Here is a 25,369-nt window from a genome sequence, read left to right as displayed (position 1 = left end):
ATGCTAACATTTCTGCTATAAAGAATAAAGCTACTTTTCTTTTGTAGGAAAGAACTAAATTTTTTTTAATCTAAAAAATACTCATCCTTAAAACCTATCAAATATAATTTTTCTTGAGCACGGGTAACAGCTGTATATAACCAACGTAAATATTCTACCGATGCTCCATCTGGTAAATACGGTTGTTCTATAAAAATTGTTTTCCACTGCCCTCCTTGTGATTTATGACAGGTCATTGCATACGAGAATTTTACCTGAAGCGCATTGAAATACTTATTCTTTTTTACCCCCATAAATTGCTTGTACTTCGATTTTTCATGAGCAAAATCTTCTTTTACAGCTTCATATAAACGATTCGACTCTTCATAGGTTAATGACGGACTTTCACTTGTTAATGTATCTAACAACAAAACCGTTTCAAAAGGCTTCATATCAGGATAATCAATCATACGAACCTCTACTTCAGCAAACTTAAATCCGTATAATTCTTTAATTGAATTGATACGCATTACCTCACAAATATCTCCGTTGGCAATAAAACCTGCCGAAGAGGAGTCTTTTAACCAATAGTAGTTGTTTTTTACTACCATTACATAGTCTCCTGTAGAAATTTCATTTTCTTGTCCGCGGATTTTAGTTCTAATCTGTTGATTGTACTGATTTGCTCGTTTGTTTGAACGAACTATAATAGCTGTATCTTCTACTCCTATCTCTCCATCGTATGCAGTTGTTATAGCATCTTGAATATCATACCCATCTTGTAAGCGAATAATATCAGGATAATTCACATCAAATTGAAAATGTGTCGAATCATTCTGAATTAATAAACGTAAATCAGTTGCATTTGATAAAATACCTGAACCTTCTTCTTGTCGAACCACTTCATCCAACTCAATTTCAGTAACTTCTTTATTAAACTCAAAAGATAATTTATCTGCTTCTAAAGCTGGACTCATCGTTAATTTTACAGGTGGTAACTGCGCTGTATCACCTATAAAAATAATTTTACAATTTTTTCCAGAGTACACATACGAGATTAAATCATCAAGTAATGACCCATTTTCAAACAATTTCGCATTCTGTTTTTCGTCAGAAATCATAGAAGCTTCATCCACTATAAAAAGCGTGTCGGTATGCTTATTAGGCTGCATTACAAAGTTTACAGCCCCACTACTTTGTTTTTTAGGAAAATATATTTTTTTATGAATCGTAAATGCTTGTCGATTGGAATATCCTGAAATTACTTTCGCTGCACGCCCTGTAGGCGCTAGTAAAACTGCTTTTTGACCTATCTTCCATAAATTATGTACAACAGTACTTATTATCGTTGTTTTACCTGTTCCTGCGTATCCTTTTAGTAAAAATAAAGCACGATTATCATCAGAAAAAATAAAATCAGTTAAGACATCTAATAGCTCATTTTGCTTCTGTGTAGGCGCATACGGGAATTTTTGTAGTATTTCTTTATAAAATTTCGGAGCAGTTTGTATCATATTTCAAATAATATTCAAAGATAGGCCTATTTATAAATAATTATTTTCATCATTGAAAAAAAATTGTAGATTTGCGAATATCATACATTAAAAATTAAAAAAATGAATTTATTATTAATGATTTTAGCAGCTGTTGTAGTTGCAGTTCTTTTAGCATTACTTGTTGTTAAGTTTGTTCCTCTAAAAATGAGATGGTTAGTTTCATTATTATTATTAGGAGCAACTGTCTTTTTAGTATATAAAATTTATAATGGTGTTATGGAACCTATTAATTTTAACAAAGACAAGAGAGTACGTTATGCTAAAGTTATTAAGAATTTAAAATTAATTCGAGATGCTGAAGTAAAATATAAAGAAGTTTACGGAACATATACTAACAATAAAGATACTTTACTTACCTTTATTCAAAATGGTCAATTAGCTATTACTGAAACTAAAAACGTTGAAAAAACAGTTGAATTGGGTGGAGGTATTACTAAAGATATATCTGTTAAAGTTATTGATACTGTAGGATACGAGCCTGTTTTAAAATATTTTGAAGGTAAAGAATATGCAAAAATGTTTGAGGTACCTGGTACAAAAGAGCAATTTGAATTAGCTACAGGTAGAGTTGAAAAAGTTGCAGGATTAGAAGTTCCTGTTTTTGAAGCTAAAGTTTCTAAAAAGCCTATTTTAGTAGGAATGAATCCTTCTTTAATAAAGCAAGAATTAGAAGCTATTGAAACAGACCAAATTAAAGGCGAGTTTGTTTCTGTTGGTTCTTTAACTGAAGTAACTGTAGGTGGTAACTGGCCTCCTTATTATGATAAAGCTGAAGCAATTGCAAAAAAAGAGTAAAAAAAACAGCGCTTTTGCGCAACATAAAAGTCTATCCATCCAATTTAGTTTGGATGGATTTTCTTTTTGTATCTCAAACTCAGAAACAAAAGAGCTTCTTCTTTTTACTAAGTATACTTTCTCTAGCTCTACTGCTTCTCCAGAACTTTTACTAGAGAAAATCATCCGTATTTTTGACACTGACAAAGATTTACAACAAGACTTTACAACTGTTTTTGCTGTCCATCAAAACAATTTAGCTACGTTGGTTCCTAACAAGCTCTTTGATAGAAACAATTTAGCTCCATATTTAAAGTATGATGTTAAAACATTAAAAACGGATTTTATTACCTATGATTTACATACTGTAATAGCTGCTAACACAGTTTACATACCTTATGTGAATATTAACAACTACCTTTTTCAAAACTTTGGGGAATTTGAATACAAACACCATTCAACAGTTTTAATAGATAAACTACTTACCTATTCTGAAAATGATTCTGAGCAGCAGTTTTTTGTCCATGTTTCTTCTTCTCATTTAGATGTTGTAGTTTGTAAAGAAGGAAAATTGTTGTTTTACAACTCGTTTTCTTACAACACAAAAGAAGATTTTATCTACTATATTCTTTTTACTGCTGAACAGCTGCAAATGGATCCTAACTCCTTTCAATTAACCTTTATTGGTGAGATTGAAAAAGGTTCAGATATTTACTCTATTACTTATACATACGTTCGAAATATTCATTTTATGAACCCTGTGAATAGTTTTTTTGCAGATAGTGACGACTTTTCAAACCACTCTAACTTTATACTTATATCCTAATGCGAATTATTTCTGGAAAATATAAAAGTAAAAGAATTACAGCTCCTAAAAATTTGCCTGTTCGCCCTACAACTGATATGGCAAAGGAGTCTTTATTTAATATTTTAAACAACTTTTACTACTTTGAAAATATTTCAGTACTTGATTTATTTTCTGGAACAGGTAATATTAGCTACGAATTTGCCTCACGGGGCGCACAAAGCATTTATGCTGTAGATGCTCATTATGCCTGTATAAAATTTATCAATCAAACAACTAAAGACTTAGGTATGGACATTAATAGTTATAAGAGTGATGTATATAAGTTTTTAGAAAAAACACCTCTTAAAACAGATGTTATTTTCGCAGACCCTCCTTATGACTTTGAAGAAAGTCAATTTTTAAAAATTGCTGATATAATTTTTGATCGTGATTTATTAAATGATGATGGTCTTTTAATAATTGAGCATTCTAAACACACAGATTTATCTAAACATCCTTTTTATAGCTATGAGAAACGTTACGGAGGTAATGTTTTTAGCTTTTTTGAAATTACGGAAAGTGATGAAGAATAATTCAATCTACCCTCCCACCTATTTATTCATCTTTCTAAATTAACCAACTGACAACAAAAACCTGGCTTTTAACGAATTACTATAACCCACACTCAAAACATCCTGTAGTTTTATCTTATAAATTTAAAACTATGTATTATGGAGTTCAAAATTAAAAGTTCTGATAACTATTTAAAAATATCAGGTGATTTAACCATTTCTAATGTGAAGATTTTTGAAATAATGATTTATTCTTTTATAAAAAAATATAAAAACATTATTGTTGATATAGGTAATATTACCAATATTGATACTCTTGGAGTTAACTCAATAGTCGAAGCGTATCAATTTTCAATAAAAAAAGAAAAGAATTTACTTTTTTGTGGCAAGGGTTCAAAAGATATTATAGATGAATTATATTATAGAGATGTGGCATAACAAAACAGCCGCAATTAATATTGCGGCTGTTTTTTATTTTTAAAGTAGTAAATACATTATAAAACGGTATTAAGCTTCAATTGCTCTTCATACATTTTTCTTGTTTTATTATCCATTTGAGATACATCATCGTAAGCTACTGGTTCTGTTAACTTACTTTCAGAAGAGTCAAGAATTTTGTAGGTAGTTTTTTCTCCAAAGTATTCTATTGTTCCTGTCGCATATTTAATATTCCAAACACTCGTTAATACATAGATTTTTCCTGGCTTTAAATTATACTCATCTTCAACAGATTGACCCCAAGTTCTCGTTATTGAGCTTTCATACTTTTGTGTAAATGAATCTTCAACCTTCGATTTAAATCCTGCAGAAATTTCAGCACTTCCTCCTGCTGAATCTTCTTTTCCGCCTATCCATCCTCCAATTTTTCCATTAATACTAAACTCTGAACTCTCGCTATGTGATTTTGAAAAAGAAGATGATTGTGAAAATGCTGTTTGAAATGTAGTTTTTATAGTTCTTTTAACATTTTCATTAAAATTCCTCAAATCAAAAAAATGATATACTTTTACATTTTCTTCTTCTATTTTTTCTGGTGTTGGTTTTAATTCTGCCTTTTCTAAAAAGTGGTTTTTCTTACTATTCCAATTCACATAAAAATCATCCGTCATATTGTAAATAGTACCTGGTTCAATAATTATTGGAAGCCCTATTCCTTCTTTTTTCCAAACCCTAACTTTTACTTTCGGGTAAGAATCATCTCTAAGCTCTTTTGTTTCTCCAACCTTTATATCTACCTCCATTCCTGGTAGTGTTCCTAAATATGGTTTTCCATCTGTCATCTTATAAAAACCTACTCTAATTTCTGCTCCTGTTAATACATTTTTAAATCTCATTATTTTCTTTTTTTTAAGTTATATGTTAATCGATTAATTTTTACATAAGGGGTTATCAAAAAAGTATTAATAAAACCTTACTTAGCAAATATTAATAATATCTCAATCAATATTGTGTCAACCATAATCACAATTATTTCAAATAGATTAAAAACCTAAAAACAAACACTTTAAAAACAAAATATCAGATAAAACTATAGTCTTATCTGATATTTTGTTTTTAAAACTGTAACGGTTTTTTAGGACGAGGAAAAGTTTATTCTAATTTCTTAAATAGTAACTAATAAATGATGTAGACCCAACCTTTTAAATTTCGAGAATTTCCCTCTACTGTAAGCGCATAAAAATATACTCCTGCTGGTAAACTCCTTCTTTGTTCATTACCTACCCCATTCCAATTATTTTGATAATTATAAGAAAGGTATACTCTGTTTCCCCATCGATTATATACTTCTAATCTATTGTTTGGGTAATTATGTAAACCTTGTACAACGAATTCATCATTTACTCCATCTCCATTAGGAGAAAACCCATTAGACACTAATAAATTAGATGTATCACATACATCTCCTACTCCATTATTATCCAAGTCTTTTTGATCTGAGTTTGATGTTGTTGGGCAGTTATCATTTATATTTAATACTCCATCACCATCTATATCATCATCACATACGTCCGCTATAAAATCATTATCTAAATCATCTGACACAAACGTAACGATTGCTTCTGCAGAACTTGACAAGCCATTTTGATCGGTTACAGTTAACAATACAGTATAATCTGTTAAATTTGGACATTCAAAATTTGTTTGATTTAAACTAATACTTGCTATACCTGATGCATCATAAGAACCATTATTTAAATCTTCTGGAGTGATTACTGCATTTCCATTAGCATCTAATACTGTTTCAATATCTCTTGTAATAGCCATAGGGGGAGTTACATCTTCTACCACTACAGTTGCTGTACAAGTATTTGTGTTTCCACTTGTGTCGGTTACAATTAGATTTACTGTGTTTATTCCTACATCAGAAATGTTAAAGTTCGTTTGACTTAAATTCATTGAAGCTATTCCGCAAGTATCAGTAGTTCCGTTGTCCATATCAGCAGTTGTTATAGTCACAAGTCCAGCTTCATTTAACTGAACGGTAATATTTTGACAAATAGTTGTAGGTGGTGTAACATCCTCCACCTTTACTGTAGCATTACAAGTACTGGTGTTTCCATTAATATCTTCAACAGATAAGTTTACAGTATTTACTCCAATATCAGTACAATCAAAAGTTGTTTTATCTAAACTCAATAAAGCTATTCCACAGGCATCAACACTTCCGTTATCAATATCTGCTGTTGTTATAGTTGCTACCCCTGTAGCATCTAATTGAACCGTTATATCTTGACAAACTACTGTTGGTGGTACAATATCTTCTACCGTTACCGTTGCTGTACAAGTATTTATATTTCCGTTTGTATCTTCAACAGATAAGTTTACAGTATTTACTCCAATATCAGTACAATCAAAAGTTGTTTTGTCTAAACTCAATGAGGATATTCCACAGGCATCAGTACTTCCATTATCAATCTCTGCAGTTGTTATAGTTGCTACCCCTGTAGCATCTAATTCAATAGTTATATCCTGACAAACTACTATAGGTGGTATATTATCTTCTATCGTTACTGTTGCTAATTTCGATGCTCTATTTCCGTTAACATCTTCAACAGTAAGTATTACCGTATTAGCTCCTATATTATCGCAATCAAAAGTTGTTTTATTTAAACTCATAGAAGTAATATTGCAGTTGTCGGTCGAACCATTATCAATATCTGAACTTGTTATGATAGCATTCCCAGAAGCATCAAGTTGTACAATAACATCTTTAGTCTGCACTGTAGGTAAAACTGTTTCCTCTGTATTTATGAAAGCTGTTTTGATTTGGGTTTTGGTACAACCATCAATATCTGAAACTGTTAAGCTGACATCGAAAATACCTGTTGTTCTATAGGTGTGTGTTGGATTTTGTAAGTTAGAGGTATTACCATCTCCAAAGTCCCATAACCAAGAGTTTGGCGGGCCATAAAAAGTAGTTTCATCTTTAAAGTTAACGGTTAAAGGTTTACAACCTGTAGTAGCGTCAGTTGTTGAAAAATCAACATTTGGACCTATTACTTGCACAAAACTTGTTTCCGTTTTAGTTCTCGAAAAATCTGTAATGGCTGTGGTAATGGTTAGTTTTACATCATATATGCCCACTGTTTCATAAGTATGTGTGGGGTTTTGAGCTGTTGATGTGGTACCATCTCCAAAATCCCATAACCAAGTATCTATAGTATCATTACCATCAACTATTGATGCATCTGTAAAGTTTACAGTAAAAGGCCCACAACCAAAAACTTTTGAGCCTCCTATTTTAGCTTTTGGAATTACAATTTTAACTAAATCTGTCGTCGTATCTCTACAACCAGTGATAGTATCTATTACTGTAAGATTTACAGTATAATCACCTACTGCTGTATAAGCATGTATTGGGTTTTGGGCTGTTGATGTCTTTCCGTCTCCAAAATTCCAAGACCATTTATCTGGTAACGTTGATTGGTCCGTAAAAAATACAGTATGCGGTATTGTCTGTCCTTTTGTGGGATTCGATATAAATCTAGCTTTTGGTGTTTTTACATTGAAGGATTTAGTTATTGAACTTGTTTCTCCAATAATATCTGTTACTTTTAGTGATATTGTAAAATTACCTACGCCAGAATAACTATGAGTTGGGTTTTCTTCTGTAGAAGTGGTCCCATCACCAAAATCCCATTCCCAGCTCACAATATCTCCATTCGATGAAGATGAATTATCTGTAAATGTCACTACGTTGCCAATACAATATCCTCCTGAAATTGTAAAGTTCGCTACTGGAGGAATAAAATAAGTTCTTTTTTTCTTACTTCTAGTTTCATTTAAAAAATTATGCTTTAAAAATGTTGTTTTTTTATTTGCTTTTATAAATTTAGTAAGTTTACTATTTGAGGTGCTTCTTTCCTCTTTTAGAGACTTGGCTAAACCTAAATAACTAAATAATAAAAGTATGTATAGTAATTTCATGAGTTAATTTTATAATATCCTCTCCTTAGTTTCTGTTAAAAACTCTTATAATAAAACGATAATGAAAGTTTGAGTTATGATTCAAAAAAAAGAAACGACTTAATATCTGTCTATAATCTAATTACAAACATAAATGTTCTATAAGTCAATATTGCTTCAATTACACTCACTTTTGTGTCAAGCATCCTAAAACACTAGTAACAAACCATAAAAAAGATTTTGTTTATAGATAGATTAATATATTTGAATTTTAATTATTCAAATGGGGAAAATAGCTAAACTATATAGTGATTTAATTAATATTGGAATAACAGATGAACTTTCTAAATTAGAAATCAAAAGGGTTCGTTTACTCAATATTTTTATTTCAAATTGGTTTTTAATAGAACTTGTTTTAATTACTGAGGACTACTTAAGTAAAAAGGACCCTTCTTTACAAGTTTTTATACACTCTGGTAGTATTATAGGGTTATTAATCACTTTATTTTTACAATATAAACGTAAGTTTTTATCTGCTAGAATCTTGTTTTTCTCATTAATTCTATACAGTAACTTTATGTTTTGTAATTTTGCTGAAAGAGGTGGTTATATCGAATATTTTTACATTGTTGTACCAGTATTCCTATTACTTTTCACGAATAATAAGTACTTACTTTATAGTGTTTTTATTATTTCTTACTTACTTTTTGTTATTCCAATACATGTTTTCCCTATCTACCCAGAAGGCACCTTTGGTTCACCAATACTTATCTTAATTCAATTTATTATTTTCTTTTTCTTAGTACAGTACTTTAAAAAAGCGAATATAAAAAGTGAAGAAATCCTTGAAAACCAACGAAAACAACTGGAAGAATTAAATGAATTTCAGTCTCAATTCTTTATCAATATTTCTCATGAAATTAGAACACCTCTTACTTTAATTAAGGGAGAAATCGATCAATTAGATGTTTTTGAAAATACCCCTTACGAAAAACAAAGTTTTGTTATTAAAAATCGACTAAATAAGCAAGTTAATAAAATTAAAACCATAGTTGATGATGTGCTTGATTTAGCAAAAATGAAGGATGCTAATTTTAAAATTCATCCTACACCCTACCTAATAAATAATTTAATTGATAGACTTTATACTTCTTTTGAACCTTTATGTAATCAAAAAGATATTGTATTTACCGTTAAAGAAGAAAAAGAAGAATACTGGGTATTATCTGATACTATTTTTTTAGAAAGAGCCTTAAACAACATTATTATTAATGCCATTAAATACACTCCTAAAAAAGGAAGCATTACTATTTTTTTAAGTAAACTAAATGGACAAGTCACTATATCTATTAAAGACTCAGGTATAGGCATTGCTAAAAAAGACATTGAACTAATCTATAACCGTTTTTATCAAGTAAAAAATGACATTAATAAAGCTGGAGGTAGCGGTGTAGGCCTAGCTTTTAGCAAGGAAATTATTGAGCTACACAAAGGAAGTTTAACTGTAGAAAGTGAACTACATAAAGGAAGTAATTTTACTATTACCTTACCAGAGACGTTAAAGAGTAATAAAAAAACAAAGTCAGAAGTTAGTGTTTACAAAGAATTTTCTCAATTTAGTAATTATAATACAAAACAACTTAGTTCCGGACATTATAAGGTTCTTATTGTTGATGACAACTTTGAAATGCGTGCTTACCTAAAGAGTATTTTAAATAAGTATACCTGTTTTGAAGCTGAAAACGGAAAAGAAGCCTTAAATATTCTTTCTAAAGAAAAAATTGACTTTGTAGTTACCGATTATATGATGCCAGTAATGAATGGCTTAACCTTAATCGAAAATATCAAAGAAAAGAAGATAAATATTCCCATTTTAATGCTTACAGCTCGTACCGACTCTAAAAGTAAATTAAAAGTTCTACGATTAGGTATAGATGATTATTTGAATAAACCTTTTGAAAGAGAAGAACTACTTATTCGAATTCAAAATGCTTTAGATAATAGTATAAACCGAACAAATTTTATTAAAGAAAATATTATTGAAAAGAAGGAATTAAGTCAAAATAGTTTATGGATTAAAAAAGTACAAGAATTCATTAACAAACAATGTTCTAATCCTAACATGACACAAGAAGATATTGCGCAACATTTTAATACCTCTAGAAGTTCTTTAAATAGAAAAATAAAAGCTGCTACTGGATTAACTCCTAACCAATTTATTACAGAAATTAAGCTACTAAAAGCTAGAAGTATTGTAGAACAAACCCCTACTGTATTATTAAAAACATTGGCTTTAGAGGTTGGTTACCTACATACAACACACTTTTCTAAAATATATAAACAACGTTTTGGGGTTCTTCCTTTAAACAAAAATAAAAAAGTGTTATAAACAATAAAAAGGAGACCATTGGTCTCCTTTTTATTGTTTATATAATATCTTAACTAAGAATACATTTTCTCTCTTAATTCTTTTACTTTCGGGTCATCTAAATACTCATCAAATGTTGAGTATTTATCAATAATACCTTTAGGGGTAATTTCTATAACTCTATTAGCAACCGTTTGTGCAAACTCGTGGTCATGTGTAGTAAACAACACCGTTCCTTTAAAATTAATTAAAGAGTTGTTCAATGCTTGAATAGACTCTAAATCTAAGTGGTTTGTTGGTTCATCTAGCTTTAAAATATTAGCCCTAGTCATCATCATACGAGATAACATACAACGTACCTTCTCTCCTCCTGACAATACGTTACTTTTCTTTAAAGCTTCTTCACCAGAAAAAATCATCTTTCCTAAGAACCCTCTTAAGAAAACTTCTTCTCTTTCTTCTTCTGTTTGTGCATATTGACGTAACCAGTCTACTAAATTTAATTCTCCATTTTGGAAAAACGATGAATTATCAGCAGGTAAGTACGATTGTGTTGTTGTTACCCCCCAACTATATTTTCCTGCATCTGGCTCTTCATTTCCTGAAATTACTTGATAAAAAGCTGTGGTAGCTTTTGAGTTTTTAGAAATAATGGCTACTTTATCTCCTCTATTTAAGTTGATATCAACTTTTGAAAATAATAATTCTCCTTCTACATCTGTTTTAGAAAGCCCCTCAATATTTAAAATTTGATCTCCAGCTTCTCTATCTCTATCAAAAATGATTGCAGGATAACGACGTGAAGATGGCTTAATTTCATCTACATTTAACTTCTCTATCATTTTTTTACGAGATGTTGCCTGCTTTGACTTTGCAACGTTTGCAGAAAAACGACGGATAAATTCTTCTAATTCTTTCTTTTTGTCTTCTGCTTTTTTGTTTTGTTGTGCTCTTTGTTTAGCAGCTAACTGAGAAGATTCATACCAAAATGTATAGTTTCCTGAATAATTATTAATTTTTCCAAAATCAATATCTGAAATATGTGTACAAACAGCATCTAAAAAGTGACGATCGTGAGATACTACAATTACTGTATTATCGTAGTTTGCTAAGAAATTTTCTAACCAAGCAATTGTTTCAAAATCTAAGTCGTTAGTTGGCTCATCCATAATTAACACATCAGGGTTTCCAAACAAAGCCTGTGCTAATAACACACGTACTTTTTTCTTTGAATCTAAATCTGCTAATAGCGTATAATGGTCTTCTTCTTTAATTCCTAAGTTAGATAATAAACTTGCAGCAGAAGCATCAGCATTCCAACCATCCATTTCTTCAAAACGAACTTGTAGCTCTCCTATTTTTTCTGCATTTTCGTCAGAATAATCAGCATACAATGCATCTATTTCCGATTTTATTTTGTGCAGTTCTTTATTCCCCATTAACACAGCTTCTAAAGAAGTATACTCATCAAAAGCATAGTGATCTTGTGTTAATACAGACATTCTTTTTCCTGGTTCTAAATGAACTTGGCCTGAAGTAGGTTCTTGTTTTCCTGATAAAATCTTTAAAAATGTAGATTTCCCAGCTCCATTAGCTCCGATAATTCCGTAGCAATTTCCTTGCGTAAACTTCGTATTTACTTCATCAAACAAAACACGTTTTCCAAACTGAACTGATAAATTAGAAACTGATAACATGTATATTTTTTTTAATTCCGTGCAAAAGTATAAAAACTAAAGACTATAAAAGAATTTGCATGGAAGTTTTTAACATCTTACTTTTGGCTCGTTTTAATTCTTTTTAACAACGAATTAACAGCCTAATAATAAAGAGTTATCTATTTTTGAACTCTAGTATTTAGGGTAATTTGAATCATGATTAAGTATTTTATACCTCTCATATTAATTGTATTTATTGGGTGCAACGAATCCAGTAAAAATAAGCCTACCTATTTTGGGGGTAAAATTATCAATCCTAAATGTGACTTCGTTATATTGTCTGACAATTACGATTTTAATGACACTATTCCTCTTAGTAAGAATAATACATTTTTAGAAAGCTATGAGAACTTTAAAGAAGGCTTATACATTTTTCATCATGGTAATGAGCTTCAATATGTATACATGCAACCTTCTGATAGTTTATTAATTAGGCTAAATACTTGGGATTTTGATGAATCGTTAGTTTTTAGTGGTGTTAATGCGGAAAGAAATAACTTATTAATTGAGTCTTTTTTACAATATGAGCAAGACAATAAAGACACATATAAATATCTTTCGTTACCAAAAAATGAGTTTTTAACAAAAATAGACTCAATGAGGTCTATTAAAAGTACTATTCTTAAAAACTATAAAACTCGTAGTAATGATGCTTCAGGTTTTGTGGATATTTTTGATATATCTTTAAATTTCCCGTTATACACTAGGTTAGAACAGTATGCCATTGAGAACTTAAATAAAGGGGTTCAACACTTTAGTAGTTCTTATTATAATTATCGTGAAAAGGCTTCAACAAACAAAGACTCTTTGATGTTTTATGGACCATATTATAGGTTTATAATAGAAAAAATTAATAATGATGCTTACCAAAAAAACCACGGAGTAAAATCAGAAAAATTTACGCAAAGCTTATTACACGCAATTAATGAAAATGTAACTCTTGAGGCTGTTAAGAATAAAATGATGTATAATGCAGTTATTCGAAACTTCTACGAAGAACCGAATAGCGAAATGAAGAGTGAAGCTTTTTTTACTTTCTTCAAATTAAACACCAATAATGAGCATAAAAAAAATGTTCAACGTTTAATTAATGATTTAAAAATATTAAATAAAGGAGAAAAGTTACCTTCTTTTAAACTAATAGCTGCCGATGGTGAGTTAAAGGACTTTAATCGTATTTCTAAAAACAAAAACACAGTTGTACTGTTAAAAAATTATAAATATGCCTCAGACGACTGGGTATCTTCTCGTTTTAACTATTTAGTAAAGAAAAATCCTGATGTTAACTTTGTTTTGGTTAACCTATGTGATTCTTCAAAAAGATTTACTAAAAATGTAGATGTAAAATATCAATACACCATACCTAATGAAAGTACAGTATGTGACTTTACCTCTAGTAAATTTCCTCGTATGATTTTAGTTGATAAAAACGGAATTATTCAAAACGGTTATACTAGTTTATCTGCAAAAGACATAAACCTAGAAATCAGTAATTTACAAAAAATCAAATAGTTAACCTCTATTCATTTTATTTAGTGTACTTTTGCACCGTCCAAAAAAAATCGTATTAGACGATTTAATTAATAATTAATTATAGAATTCGCGGAGGGGCATCTGTGGGTTCTCTAAAAACACAGTATGTCAACATTTTTAGATTTAGGTTTGCAAGAACCTATCAACAAGGCATTAACCGATTTAGGTTATGAAAAGCCAACAGTAATTCAAGAAAAAGCAATTCCTCAAATAATTTCTTCTACGGATGATTTAAAAGCATTTGCACAAACAGGTACAGGTAAAACTGCAGCCTTTAGCTTGCCTATTATTGAGCTTGCTGATCAAACAAGCACACACACGCAAGCAATCATCTTATCTCCTACCCGTGAGCTAGCTGTTCAAATAGGAAAAAACATTGAAGATTTTTCAAAATACTTACCTAACTTAAAGGTAGCCACTGTTTATGGTGGGACTAATATTGAAGAACAAATAAGAAAACTTAAGAAAGGTGTTCAAATAGTTGTAGGTACTCCTGGTAGAACCGTAGACTTAATTAAAAGAAGGGCTTTAAAGCTTGGTAATGTAAAATGGTTAGTACTTGATGAAGCAGATGAGATGCTTAACATGGGCTTTAAAGATGAGTTAGATCAAGTTTTAGAAGCTACGCCAAACACTAAACAAACGTTATTATTTTCTGCTACTTTTCCTAGAGAAGTAGAAAATATTGCTAAAAACTACATGACAAACCCTATAGAGGTTACTTCAGGTCAAAAGAATCAAGGATCTGACAACGTAAGTCATGAGTATTATTTAGTAACAGAAAGAACACGTTACCCTGCTCTAAAAAGGGTAGCAGATTTAAACCCAAATATCTACGGAATTGTATTTTGTAGAACTAGAAGAGAAACCCAAGAAGTAGCCAACAACCTAATAAGGGATGGTTACAATGCTGATGCTTTACACGGAGATTTATCACAAGCTCAACGTGATTCAGTAATGGAAAAGTTTCGTAAAAAGACGATTCAAATATTAGTAGCTACCGATGTTGCTGCTCGTGGATTAGATGTTAATAACCTAACACACGTTATCAACCATAAATTACCAGATCAAATAGAAAACTACAATCACCGTAGTGGAAGAACTGGTAGAGCTGGTAATAAAGGAATTTCTATTGCTTTAGTAAGTAAGAAAGAACAAGGTAGGTTACGTCCTATTGAACGAATTATAAAAAAACAATTTGTTCATACCCCTGTTCCTTCTGGTAAAGAAATTTGTCAAAATCAATTATTTCACTTAATTGATAAAGTGCATAATACCGAAGTAAATACGGATCAAATTGAAGGTTTTTTACCTGGTATTTATGAAAAATTAGAAGACTTAACTCGTGAAGAGTTAATTCAAAAGTTTGTATCATTAGAGTTCAACACTTTCTTATCGTACTACGAAAATGCTCCTGATTTAAATAATTTATCTTCAAAAGATAGTTCTAGAGGTCGTTCTTCTAGCGAGAATATGACACGTTTCTTCATCAACTTAGGAAGAAAAGATCGTTTAAATCCTGCTAAGCTAATAGGTTTAATTAATGATCAAAATATTGGCGACAAGATTGAAATTGGTGCTATTGATATTTTAGATACATTTTCTTTCTTTGAAATTGACAAAAACTTCGAAAAAGAAACGTTAGATGCTTTTGCTTCTAATGACGCAGATTTTAATGGTCGATCAGTAAATATTGAAATTACTAAAAGCGACCGTAGTGGTGGCGGTGGAAGAAAACCACGTAGAAACGGCGGAGGATTTAATGGTAAAAAGCGTAGAAGCGATAAACCAACTGATGGTAAAAAAAGTTTTGGCAGAAGACGTAGTGAAAATAGCTCTTCTAGAAGAAGCGATAATAAACCTGCAGCAGGTTTTGGTAGAAAACGTAGAAGAGACTAATTTATAAACTTATTATAAAAACCAAAAAAGCAGTGAAGTTAACTTCACTGCTTTTTTGGTTTCTTAATGATTAAGCTATCTTAAGACAATTCTTTAAAAACTAAAATACAGAAGTAACATATTTATAGCCGTATTTTCTTTTACTGTTCCAGGAATATCTTTTAGAATAAACACTTGCTACTTGATTAGCTTTTTTCTCCTCTTTAAAATTATCTGTTGTTGTCATATTATTATTTTTTAAGTATTATATTAATTTTTGTACACTTATATGACGTTGATAACACAGAGTTGTTACATACCTTTCATGTATTTAACAGATATTTAAGAAAGTTTAAAAACTGTTTTACAACAAGTTAAACAACTTAACTTTCTGTTATTTATATTTTTTGTAATAATATTTTATTAAAACAACAACAAATCATTTTATTGATTTCCTAAAATAATTGGCATTCCGCTTTTACCTGAACCAATAATAACTACTTTACTGTTAGTAGAGTTCGCTAATCTATTTGTAGCTTCAATACCTTTATCTTGTAAAATCTTATCAGTTAACGATGCACTTAAAATTTTGTTTGCATCCGCTTTACCTTTTGCTTCAATTATTTGTTTTTCTGCTTCTTTTTGAGCTGTTACTAGCCTAAATTCATATTCTAAAGATTCTTGCTCTTGCTTTAACTTACGCTCAATTGCTTCTTTAATGGTTGGAGGTAGCGTTACATCTCTAACAAGAATTTCATTCAACTGAATGTATTGAGACTCTAAAATCTTTTTAGTTTCAATAAAAATTTCATCTTGTATCGCATCTCTCTTGCTTGAATATAACTGCTCCGGCGTATAACGACCTACAACACTACGTGCCGCTGAACGAATTGCAGGCTGAATTACACGTTGTAAGTAATTTTCTCCTAATACTTGGTGTAATTTACCTAAATCGTTATAAACTGGTTGATACCACGCAGATCCATCTATTTGAATTTCTAATCCGTTAGAAGATAGTACCTTCATTTTTTCAAAAAGTTCTTGTTGTCTTACTTCATATATATGCACCTTGTTCCAAGGTGCAACTACATGAAAACCTTCACCTAATGGTGGTTCATCAGTTACAACCCCTCCATCAAAAGTTTTATACAGCACTCCTGCTTGTCCTGATTTAATTGTTTCTGTTGATTTTGCTATAAAAATTATTAAAGCTATTACTACTGGAATTAACAATCCAAACTTTGGAAATTTTAACTCTACTTGATTTCTTGCCATCTTATATATGTTTTATACTCTCAAAAATACTGAATTAATTTTCATTGTACCTTAATAATCTGAGAGCATTTAAAACTACAATAAGTGTTGAACCTTCATGCATTAAAACTGCTGGTCCTATAGACGCAAATCCAAATAATGTTGCTGGAATTAAAATAGCTACTACCCCTAAACTTATCCATAAATTTTGTTTAATAATACTTTTTGATTTTCTACTCAACCCTATTACAAATGGTAAATTTTCAATTTTGTCAGAAAGTAATGCAACATCTGCAGTTTCTAATGCAACATCACTCCCTGCTGCTCCCATAGCTATGCCTACTGTGCTATTTGCCATTGCTGGTGCATCATTTACCCCATCACCTACCATAGCTATTCTAGTTTCAGTTTCTTTTAATTGTTGAATAGCTGCAACTTTATCTTCGGGTAGTAAATTTCCTTTTGCTTCTGTTAAACCTATTTGCTTAGCTATAGAATCTCCTACATTTTGATGATCACCAGTAAGCATTATCATCTTTTTTATTCCTATGCTTTTTAATTTTGTTAACGTCTCTTTTGCTGTTTTTCTAGGAACATCCATCACACTTAGCAAACCAATTAGTGTATCATCAAAAGCTACTAACATAGTAGTATGACCTTTAGCTAACAAATTTTTCACCTGTTGTTTTACTTCTTGAGAAATAATTATTTGATTTTCTTCTAATAATTTTTCATTTCCTATAAAAACTTTTACCTTTTTATAATCTGCTGAAACTCCTCTACCCTGAACAGCACTGATATTGGAAGCTTCATTAGCAGGTTGAATAGTATATTGTTCTTTAATGTCTTTATAAATAGCCTTTGCTAATGGGTGATTGCTTAAACTCTCTACTTCTACTACTAGTTTTAAAAACTCTTTTTCTTCAAAATTATTTAAGGCGATTGCATTTGTTAATCTTGGTTTTCCTTCGGTAAGTGTACCTGTTTTATCAAAAGCTATTGTAGTTAAGCTTCCTAAATCTTCTAAAGTACGTCCTCCTTTTATTAATACTCCTTTGTTAGCTGCTCTCGCAATACCACTTAACACTGCGCTAGGGGTTGATATTGCTAATGCACATGGACTTGCTGCTACTAATACAGTAATCGCTCTGTATAAACTTTCATTTACAGTCTCGTCTAGTACCAAATAAGCAAAACATAAGACAAAAACTAAAATGATTACAAAAGGAACAAACCATTTTTCAAACTTTTTAGTAAGCAGTTGTGTGGGAGATTTCTTTGTTTCTACCTCGCTTACCATTTTAATTAATCGTGCTATGGTTGAATCTTTACTTAGCTTTAACACTTTTACCTCAATAGCATTGTCACCATTAATTGTTCCTGTGTAAACAACATTCTTCTCTTCAAGTTCATTAAAGTCTTTTGGTAACTCTTCTAAGCTCAAATATGCTTCTTTATCAACAGGCATACTCTCTCCTGTTATAGATGCTTGGTTTATGCTTGATTTACCTTTAATTACAACACCATCTGCAGCTATTTTAGTATTAGGCTTAATTATGATAATATCATTAATTTTTAATTCTTCAACCGCAACTTCTTCTATAACATTATTTCGTTTCACAAGTGCTTTTTTAGGAGACAGTTCTCCTAAAGACTCTATTGATTTTTTTGCCTTATTCATTGCATAATGCTCTAAAGCATGCCCTAAACTAAATAAAAACAGTAGTAAAGCTCCTTCTTCCCATTTATCTATATAAGCTGCTCCAATAGCGGCGACTAACATTAAAAAATCAATTTCAAACTCTCCTTTTTTAATTTTTTCAACAGCTTCAATCGTAGTGAAGTACCCTCCAAAGAAAAAAGCTGTTATAAAACTTATAAGTAGATACGTGTTTGATAGGTTGGTTAATTTTTCAAGCAATATTCCTATGAAAAAAAATAGTCCGCTTAAAATTGAAAAATAAAGTTCAGTTTTTTCTCCAAAAATACCTCCATGTTTGTGTTCATGGACTTCGTTTTCTGAATGTGTATGATTTGACATTATAAATTGTTTCGTTAATAGACTTTATTTCTTTTAAAAAGATGCAATTACTTTAATACATGGGATTATAGAGCTTATAATCCCATGTTATTATTAATGTGCATGACCATCCATTCCGCCTGCCATTTGTAATAGCTTTCCTTTTAAGAAATGTGCCCCTTTGGTTACTACTTTTACATTGTAATTATTTTCTTGAATTGTTTTTATTTCAATATACCCATCATCTGAACCTCCAATTGTTACTTCTGCTGGTATAAATTCTCCTGCTGTTTTCTCTATAAAAATAAAGTTTTCTCCTTCATTTTCTATCACCGCTTCTTCAGGTACTGCAAATGCTTCATCTCCTCCTAATAAAATTTGAGCATTGATAAACATACCTGCTTTTAATCGGTTTTGTTCATCTTCAAAATGTCCATGAACATTTACCGTTTTCGTTTGGTCATCTACTTTTTGGCTTATTAATTTTATATATCCTTCATATGCAACATCTATTCCCGAAGGTTGAAATTCAAACTCATCTCCTTTCTTTATTTTTGTTATGTCTGTACCAAAAACATTTAACTCTGCGTGCATATGATCGTTATCTATTATTTCTAACATTTCTGAATTAGCAGCTAAAAACATTCCTTTGTTCAAATTATTTTCTACAACATAACCAGAAATAGGTGCTTTAACATATACATATTGCTGAATGCCTTTTGTTGCTACTGTATTAGATGACAATCCTGCCATTTTTAACTGTGCAGCATAACTATTGGCTAAACTTTTAGAAGATTGATATCCTCCTTCAGCAATTTGAAATGATTTTTTTGAAGTAATATCGTTCTCTAACAACATTTTCTTTCTTTCATAATCTGCTTCAGCCACTTTTAGCTTGTTTATTGCTTCAAGATACGCATATTGTAATTCGATAAAATTAGGATGTTGTAACACTGCAACTGTTTCTCCTTTTTTTACTTTATCTCCAGGTAATAAATCTGTTTTATAAACAAAAGCCTCTAAAGGAGCGTATATAGTAGCTTTACTTTGTGGAGGCACCTCTATAGTACCAGTCACAGCTACTTTTTCTCTAATTTTCTTTTTTTCAATTAAAGAAGTTTCAATTTTTGCTGTAACAAGTTGTTGCTCTGTTAAATGAATTTCATTTTCATCATGTTCTTCATCGTTCTTTACATTTTGAGTTGTTTTTTCTTCAGAAGCATGGTCGTGATCTGAGTGATCTTCTTTTTTTGAGTTACAACTAACAACAATAATAATTGTTACTAATAATATTACTAATTTTTTCATGTCTATATTTTTATTTTTTTGTGTAAAATTCGTAGGCTATTACAGTCTGGTTAAAGTTGTTAACCAGTGATAGGTAATTTTGCATTACTTGAAAATAAGCGGTAAAACTCTGATTGTATTGATAGGCATCAATTTCACCAACCTTATAAGCTAGCTGTAGTTTTTTTATAAACCTTTCTGCTTGTGTAACTGTTGTGTGAATACTTACCAACTCTTTATTTAAATAAATAAGCTGCTCTTGCAGGCTTTTAAAATTATTTTGAATAACCATGGCCTTATTGTTGTTTTCATACGCTATTTCTTCTTGTATAATCTTTTGCTCTTTAATTTTTGCATTATTAGACCAAAAAGAAAGTGGAATATTCACTCCTACATTAAAACCTGTATAACTGTTTTCATTTCCTGTTTTTCTATTAATTACACCAGCCGTTAAAGCAGGAAAGTATGTTGATTTTGCTACCGATACATTTTTAGCTGCTACCATATTTTGTTGCTTTAAACCTTTAATAAAGTCATTTGATAACGAGTCTTTTTGAATTAAAAAGTCCTTTTTTTCTGGTAGCTTTTTAAATGGTTGTATTACATAATCAATTTGTAACAACTGTTTTAGTTCATTTTCTACTTGAATAAAGTCTTTGTATCTTTTGTTCTTTTGTGACTGTACACCTAACGACTGTAAAGAGGTTAAATCGTTTTCTAATCCTCCTATTTCTCCAGCAGCATGCAACGTTTTTGCAATTGATTTTATTTGATTTGTACTTACCTGTTGTTCTTCCATTAAAGATAACAAACCATATAAATAGTTCCATTGTTGGTATAATCTTCTGGCTCTTCTTACTGTTTCTTTTTTAGACAGACTATTATTAATGGTTGCTAAAGTATTTTTCTCTTTAGCCAACTTCTTTTTTTGGACATGTGTTAAAATTGAACCGAAATTTTGATTAACAGACCATTCTTTTTCTGCAATGCCATTGGCTACCCCAACATCTTGATATTGAACTGTTGTAGGCTTCAAATCAATCGCTTTACCTATTTCTACTTTCGATTTTTCGATTGCTAGAGCTGATTTTTTCATCAACACCGACTTTTGTAAAGCTAGCTCAATAACTTGCTGTTCGGTCAACTTTTGAGGAACTTCTTGAGCTTGGGTACTGAAAATACTGGCAGCAAATACCATAATAGTTGCCATACCTTTTTTCATTTTTAGATTGACTTTCTTTTCAAAAAGCATATACAACACAGGTAAAATAAGTAAGGTTAATAAAGTTGCTGATATCAACCCTCCTATTACTACCGTTGCCAAAGGCTTTTGTACCTCTGCTCCTGCTGACGATGATAGTGCCATAGGTAAAAAACCTAACGACGCTACAGCTGCAGTCATAATTACAGGACGTAAACGCACCGATGTTCCTTTTTTTACTATTTCAGTAAGGTCTAATATTCCTGAAGCCTTTAATCGGTTAAATTCAGCAATTAAAACAATTCCATTTAACACCGCTACACCAAATAAAGCTATAAAACCTACTCCTGCTGAAATTGAGAATGGCATATCACGCAACCATAAAGCGAAAATTCCTCCAATGGCAGACATCGGTATGGCTGTAAATATCAATACACTCTGTTTAATGGATTTAAACGTAAAATACAGTAACAAAAAGATGAGCAATAAAGCAGCTGGTACTGCAACTCCTAATCTGGCGCGAGCCTCTTCCAAGTTTTTAAAAGTTCCTCCATACGTAATATAGTATCCTGGATCAAATGCTATTTTATCTGAAACTTTGCCTTTTAATTCTTTAACAATACTAGCTACATCGCGCTCTCTTACATTAAAACCAACAGTTATTCTTCGTTTAGCATCATCTCTTTGAATTTGATTCGGACCTGTTTTAAAATCTACAGACGCCACTGCTGTTAAAGGAATTTGCGCTCCTGTTGAAGTTGTAATGTATAGTTTACGAATGTCTTCAATACTAGCTCTTTTATTTTCTGCTAAACGTACTACCAAGTTATAGCGTTTTTCACCTTCATATACTGAACCTGCTGTTTGTCCTGCAAAAGCAGTGTTTACCACTGTATTAACATCAGAAATGTTGAGTCCGTAATACGCTAATTGGCTTCGATTATAATCAATTACGATTTGTTGTAGTCCAGTCATTTTTTCAACATACACGTCTTCCGCCCCTTCTACATCTGGAATAATTCTACTCAATTGATTGGCATACTTTACTAATTTATCTAAATCTTCTCCATAAATCTTTAGTACAACATCCTGCCTAGCCCCTGTCATTAACTCATTAAATCGCATTTGAATAGGTTGTTGAAAACCGAAAGAAACACCTAACAAGTTTTCATCTAACAATTGTTGCATTTTTTCAGTAAGCTCATTTTTTGTACTAGCTTTTGTCCATTCATCTTTTTCTTTTAGAACTATAATAATATCTGAAGCCTCTATTGGCATTGGGTCTGTAGGTATTTCCGAAGAACCAATTCTACTTACAATTTGCTCTATTTCGTCGGGAAATTCCTTCATTAATAGTGTTGATGCTTGATTTGAAACATCAATCGTATATGAAAGTGAACTTCCGGTTGAAACAATAGCTTGTACTGCTAAATCTCCTTCATCTAACGAAGGAATAAACTCTGATCCCATTTTAGAAAAAGTGACTAAACTGAGTATAAAAATAGCTACTGAACCTATTACTACTTTTACTTTATGAGTTAACACAAAATTGAGAATTGGTGTGTATACGTTTTGTATCGCTGTTATGATTTTATCTGAAATATTCCTTTTGTTGTTTATTGTTTTCTTTAAAAACAACGAACTCACCATAGGTACATAAGTAAGCGATAGCAAAAATGCTCCTAAAATTGCAAAACTTACTGTTAATGCCATTGGTTTAAACATTTTTCCTTCAATACCTACTAAGGCAAGAATTGGTAAGTACACAATAAGGATAATGATTTCTCCAAAAGCAGCACTTGTTCTTATTTTTGAAGCTGATTCGTACACTTCATCATCCATTTGATTTTGGGTTAATTGGGTTCCAGATTTTTTTAACCCCAAATGATGCAGTGTTGCTTCTACAATAATTACAGAACCGTCTACAATAATACCAAAGTCAATAGCTCCTAAACTCATTAAGTTTCCAGAAACGCCAAACACATTCATTAAACTGATGGCAAACAACATTGCTAAAGGAATTACAGATGCTACAATTAACCCTGCTCGTAAGTTTCCTAGCAACAATACCAAAATAAAGATTACAATTAGTGCTCCTTCTATAAGGTTTGTTGATACCGTTTTTATGGCTTTATTTACTAATTTGGTACGGTCTAAAAAAGGCTTAATAGCAACGCCTTCAGGCAAACTTTTTTCTATTTGAGCTATTCTTTCTTTAACATTTTCAATTACTTTTGAAGAGTTGGCTCCTTTTAACATCATTACAATAGCACCGACTACTTCTCCATCGGTATTTCTTGTCATTGCTCCATATCGCACCGCGTGTCCTAGCTGAACTTTTCCTATATCTTTCATTAATATAGGCGTTCCGTTTGTATTGTTTTTTACGACAATATTTTGGATATCTTCTGGAGTTTTTATCAACCCCTCACTTCTAATAAAATATGCTTTGGGGTTTTTATCTATATACGCTCCTCCTGTATTTTGATTATTTTTAGATAGTGCCTCAAAAACTTCATTAATACTAACATTTAATGATTGTAAACGTTCTGGTTGAATAGCTACTTCGTATTGTTTTAAAAAACCTCCAAAGCTACTTACATCAGCTACTCCTTCTATTCCTAGCAATTGACGACGAACAATCCAATCTTGAATAGATCGTAGTTCCATTGCGTCATACTGCTTTTCATATCCTTTTTTAGCATAGAGTGTGTATTGATATATTTCTCCTAATCCTGTGGTTACTGGTGCCATTTCTGGTGTTCCAACACCCTCTGGTATTTGATCTTTAGCTTCAATAAGCCGTTCGCTAATTTGTTGACGTGCCCAATAAATATCGGTACTTTCTTTAAAAACAATCGTAACGACACTTAATCCAAATCGAGAGAAAGAACGAATCTCTTCGATATCAGGAATGTTTGACATGGTAATTTCTATAGGAAACGTAACTAAACGTTCTATATCTTGGGCTGATTGTGAGGGTGCTGATGTTATTATTTGCACCTGATTATTGGTAATATCTGGTACGGCATCTATAGGCAATTGTTTTAGAGAATATACTCCCCAGCCTATCAATGCAACAACCAACGCTCCAATAATCAATTTATTTTTAATTGAAAATTTTATAATGTTATCTAACATTTTGTATTGATTTAATTCTATTGTAACATAATTTTTACCGGTTATTATTAAATAATCGGTACGACAGTTCGTAGTTCTTGTTTACACAAGAGCTACTGCTGTTTTTAATAATAAAATAGAATTAAGACTTAGGTGGCTGGAAAATAGCCGATAAGTACGAGTTATAGTAGGTGTTTTGATAGAAGTTAATCCTGTTTCTTATTTCAAAAAAGACAGGAATATCAAAACTATAATCAATCGGAATAAAATCTGCTGTAACAGTAATTACGTTACAATGATGGTGATGTTCTTTGTTTTTTTCTTCTTCAGTATCATGTTGATGATGCTCATCTTGATGATCTTCATTCAACACATCATGATGCACTTCTGATTCAGCTACAAAAACCACAGCATCAGTATGTGCCTGTAAAGGAGGCACAATTAACAGTAAGGTTAATAATATGATGATGCTTTTTTTCACTAATCTAATTTAGAGTTACAAAATTATAAAAATTTATGAATCTTCATTATCCAATCTATCCTTAACATACTCAATTTTTGTTTTACCATGCGCAAAAGGCTTGCCTTCTCCATCCAAGCTCACCATGATAATTTTATCTATTGCAATAATTGTTTTTCGGGTTATTTTGTTACGAACCTCACAACTTAAGGTGATAGACGTTGTTCCAAACTTTACTACATTTATTCCTATTTCAATAATATCTCCTTGTTTTGCTGAACTAACAAAGTTAATTTCAGACATGAACTTGGTTACTGTTTTAGGAATTTCTAACTGAATTATAGCATACAACGCTACTTCTTCATCAATCCATTGTAATAATCGTCCTCCGAAAAGTGTTCCGTTAGGATTTAAATCTTCTGGTTTTACCCATTTACGTGTGTGAAATCTCATCG

The 25,369-nt window shown here is 31.1% G+C and carries 17 protein-coding genes; 7 read left to right on the top strand and 10 right to left on the bottom strand.

All coding sequences use genetic code 11. The annotated features are described in order from the left end of the window. Window positions 1–65: 65 nt before the first annotated feature. Window positions 66–1,493, bottom strand: coding sequence for an ATP-dependent DNA helicase (locus C7448_RS11530; protein ID WP_115901536.1), 1,428 nt, complete (start codon window positions 1,491–1,493; stop codon window positions 66–68). A gap of 102 nt (window positions 1,494–1,595) precedes the next feature. On the opposite strand from C7448_RS11530, the gene C7448_RS11525 reads away from it, so the two are divergent. The 4 genes from C7448_RS11525 to C7448_RS11510 all read left to right on the top strand — a co-directional run bounded on the left by C7448_RS11525 (window position 1,596) and on the right by C7448_RS11510 (window position 4,106). Beyond that, window positions 1,596–2,330: a hypothetical protein gene (locus C7448_RS11525; protein ID WP_115901535.1), complete on the top strand. Its 735-nt coding sequence runs from the start codon at window positions 1,596–1,598 to the stop codon at window positions 2,328–2,330. Next, a complete protein-coding gene (locus C7448_RS11520) occupies window positions 2,314–3,135 on the top strand; it encodes a DUF3822 family protein (protein WP_245939476.1) in 822 nt (273 codons plus the stop codon). Before C7448_RS11525 ends, C7448_RS11520 begins: the two co-directional genes overlap by 17 nt. Then, entirely contained in the window at window positions 3,135–3,689 is a 555-nt protein-coding gene (locus C7448_RS11515) for an RsmD family RNA methyltransferase (RefSeq protein ID WP_115901533.1), read from the top strand. The genes C7448_RS11520 and C7448_RS11515 overlap by 1 nt, the downstream gene beginning before the upstream one ends. Before the next feature lie 138 nt (window positions 3,690–3,827). Then, window positions 3,828–4,106 carry an STAS domain-containing protein gene (locus C7448_RS11510; protein ID WP_115901532.1) on the top strand — a complete coding sequence of 93 codons (279 nt, stop codon included), beginning with the start codon at window positions 3,828–3,830 and terminating at the stop codon, window positions 4,104–4,106. 56 nt (window positions 4,107–4,162) lie between these two features. Here the strand turns inward: C7448_RS11510 and C7448_RS11505 are convergent, their stop codons facing one another. Together C7448_RS11505 and C7448_RS11500 are read right to left on the bottom strand one after the other, a co-directional pair. Next, a complete protein-coding gene (locus C7448_RS11505) occupies window positions 4,163–5,002 on the bottom strand; it encodes a hypothetical protein (RefSeq protein ID WP_115901531.1) in 840 nt (279 codons plus the stop codon). 280 nt (window positions 5,003–5,282) lie between these two features. Further along, the gene (locus C7448_RS11500; protein ID WP_115901530.1) at window positions 5,283–8,096 is read right to left on the bottom strand and encodes a PKD domain-containing protein; all 2,814 of its coding nucleotides are present in this window, start codon (window positions 8,094–8,096) and stop codon (window positions 5,283–5,285) included. 262 nt (window positions 8,097–8,358) lie between these two features. Here C7448_RS11500 and C7448_RS11495 point away from each other — a divergent pair, with 262 nt between their 5' ends. After that, on the top strand, window positions 8,359–10,464 hold the full coding sequence (locus C7448_RS11495) for a hybrid sensor histidine kinase/response regulator transcription factor (RefSeq protein ID WP_115901529.1): 2,106 nt from the start codon (window positions 8,359–8,361) through the stop codon (window positions 10,462–10,464). 53 nt (window positions 10,465–10,517) lie between these two features. On the opposite strand, the gene C7448_RS11490 is transcribed toward C7448_RS11495, so the two are convergent. Next, window positions 10,518–12,140 (bottom strand): ABC-F family ATP-binding cassette domain-containing protein, encoded by a 1,623-nt coding sequence (locus C7448_RS11490; protein ID WP_115901528.1) that lies wholly within the window; start codon window positions 12,138–12,140, stop codon window positions 10,518–10,520. 177 nt (window positions 12,141–12,317) lie between these two features. Between C7448_RS11490 and C7448_RS11485 the strand changes: the two genes are divergently transcribed. Beyond that, a complete protein-coding gene (locus tag C7448_RS11485; RefSeq protein ID WP_115901527.1) occupies window positions 12,318–13,673 on the top strand; it encodes a TlpA family protein disulfide reductase in 1,356 nt (451 codons plus the stop codon). A 126-nt stretch (window positions 13,674–13,799) separates the two neighbouring features. Continuing rightward, window positions 13,800–15,593, top strand: a complete 1,794-nt coding sequence (locus tag C7448_RS11480) for a DEAD/DEAH box helicase (RefSeq protein WP_115901526.1) — start codon at window positions 13,800–13,802, stop codon at window positions 15,591–15,593. Window positions 15,594–16,016: 423 nt separating this feature from the next. Here the strand turns inward: C7448_RS11480 and C7448_RS11475 are convergent, their stop codons facing one another. The 6 genes from C7448_RS11475 to C7448_RS11450 all read right to left on the bottom strand — a co-directional run bounded on the left by C7448_RS11475 (window position 16,017) and on the right by C7448_RS11450 (window position 25,367). Further along, window positions 16,017–16,847 (bottom strand): prohibitin family protein, encoded by an 831-nt coding sequence (locus C7448_RS11475; RefSeq protein ID WP_115901525.1) that lies wholly within the window; start codon window positions 16,845–16,847, stop codon window positions 16,017–16,019. Between the two features lie 34 nt (window positions 16,848–16,881). Beyond that, the gene (locus C7448_RS11470; RefSeq protein WP_115901524.1) at window positions 16,882–18,867 is read right to left on the bottom strand and encodes a heavy metal translocating P-type ATPase; all 1,986 of its coding nucleotides are present in this window, start codon (window positions 18,865–18,867) and stop codon (window positions 16,882–16,884) included. A 93-nt stretch (window positions 18,868–18,960) separates the two neighbouring features. Beyond that, window positions 18,961–20,154, bottom strand: coding sequence for an efflux RND transporter periplasmic adaptor subunit (locus C7448_RS11465; RefSeq protein WP_115901523.1), 1,194 nt, complete (start codon window positions 20,152–20,154; stop codon window positions 18,961–18,963). A 10-nt stretch (window positions 20,155–20,164) separates the two neighbouring features. Continuing rightward, on the bottom strand, window positions 20,165–24,475 hold the full coding sequence (locus C7448_RS11460; RefSeq protein ID WP_115901522.1) for a CusA/CzcA family heavy metal efflux RND transporter: 4,311 nt from the start codon (window positions 24,473–24,475) through the stop codon (window positions 20,165–20,167). Window positions 24,476–24,596: 121 nt separating this feature from the next. After that, window positions 24,597–24,935: a hypothetical protein gene (locus tag C7448_RS11455; protein WP_115901521.1), complete on the bottom strand. Its 339-nt coding sequence runs from the start codon at window positions 24,933–24,935 to the stop codon at window positions 24,597–24,599. A 33-nt stretch (window positions 24,936–24,968) separates the two neighbouring features. Continuing rightward, the gene (locus C7448_RS11450) at window positions 24,969–25,367 is read right to left on the bottom strand and encodes an acyl-CoA thioesterase (RefSeq protein ID WP_115901520.1); all 399 of its coding nucleotides are present in this window, start codon (window positions 25,365–25,367) and stop codon (window positions 24,969–24,971) included. Window positions 25,368–25,369: the final 2 nt, after the last annotated feature.

It is taken from the genome of Tenacibaculum gallaicum, assembly GCF_003387615.1.
Taxonomy (GTDB): Bacteria; Bacteroidota; Bacteroidia; order Flavobacteriales; family Flavobacteriaceae; genus Polaribacter; species Polaribacter gallaicus.
This window is presented reverse-complemented; position numbering and strand designations above follow the sequence as displayed.